At 33.4% G+C, this 1,256-nt stretch carries 1 protein-coding gene; it reads left to right on the forward strand.

The annotated features are described in order from the left end of the window. Nucleotides 1-647: 647 nt before the first annotated feature. A partial coding sequence (locus AC1DPQ_RS28100) for a PIN domain-containing protein (protein WP_477611618.1) occupies nucleotides 648-1,256 on the forward strand: 609 nt, incomplete at its 3' end.

Here is a 1,256-nt window from a genome sequence, read left to right on the forward strand (position 1 = left end):
GAATTGTTTGTTTATAAGTGTGATTTTAGAAATGTTGATAACCTAATCGAAAACCCACAAAAAGCGCTCAGAAACGACATTTTAAAAACAATAAACTGTTGATAACCAGCAATTTTAAGTGGATAACTTTGTTTATAAAAACTCTCATTTTTCTCTTGACAAATGCGTGTTTTCCTACTAAATTAGATCATATCAAATACGAAGTACTTTGAATTCTGATAAAACAACCCAAAAGAGATAAAGAACCGAAAGGGGAATTGTTTCGGAGTGTTTACAGGGAAAACGATTAATTTCTGAAAGGGTTAAACCGAGTAAGGATATATATAACCATCGAAAGATTGGATCATAAGAAAATCGCACAGGCCCAAACAGAGATTATTGAAAACTAGGAAGTTTACGGACGGAGGAGTTGGAAATAAATTTTCACGAATCGCAAAAGTTGCAAAACCTAACGATAACGGAAAAATCAAAGTAACAAGAATTAGATGCTTTAAAATGCGACTACGGTTGTTTTTAAAGTTAAAACGGGGAACTGAATCGAAAGAAGAAGAACCCCGTTTTTATTTTGCCTTAAATTTTGATCTTTCGAACAAAAAAAGAATAGCGAATCCTTCCGCATATTATCCCTAAAATATTAAATTTACCAAATGGCCAAAAAAGGTAAATCAATCTCCAATCCGTCAAAAAAGATATTCGTTTTAGATACCTCGGTTATTTTGTACGACCATGATGCGATAAATAACTTCCACGAGCACGATGTAGCTATTCCCATTCAGGTTTTAGAAGAGCTCGATAATTTTAAAAGCGGTAACGATACCCGGAATTTTGAGGCCAGAAGTTTTATCCGCCTTATTGATGAAACTTCAAAACAAAAACTCATCAGCGATTGGATTTCGTTAAAAAGCCCTGATTCAGGAAAATTTAAGGTGGTTTTAAATGAAAGGCCTTTAACTATAAATGCGGAAGAAGTGTATGGAAAAGGTAAAACAGACCATAAGATTTTAAATGCAGCATTAAGTTTAAAAGAAGAATATCCCGATAAGAAAGTAGTACTGGTATCGAAAGACATCTGCCTGAGGTTAAAAGCAAAAGCTTTGGATTTAAATGCAGAAGATTATGAAACTGGTAAAATTAAAAATGTAGATGAGCTTTACGCCGGAAAAACCGAAATAGCCAACTTTCCGGTGGAAATTATAGATGAAATAAAAAAACAACTTTTTATTGATGCTAATGAAGTAGAACTGCCACCTAAAAAT

This window comes from Pedobacter sp. 01T416_2, assembly GCF_056398925.1.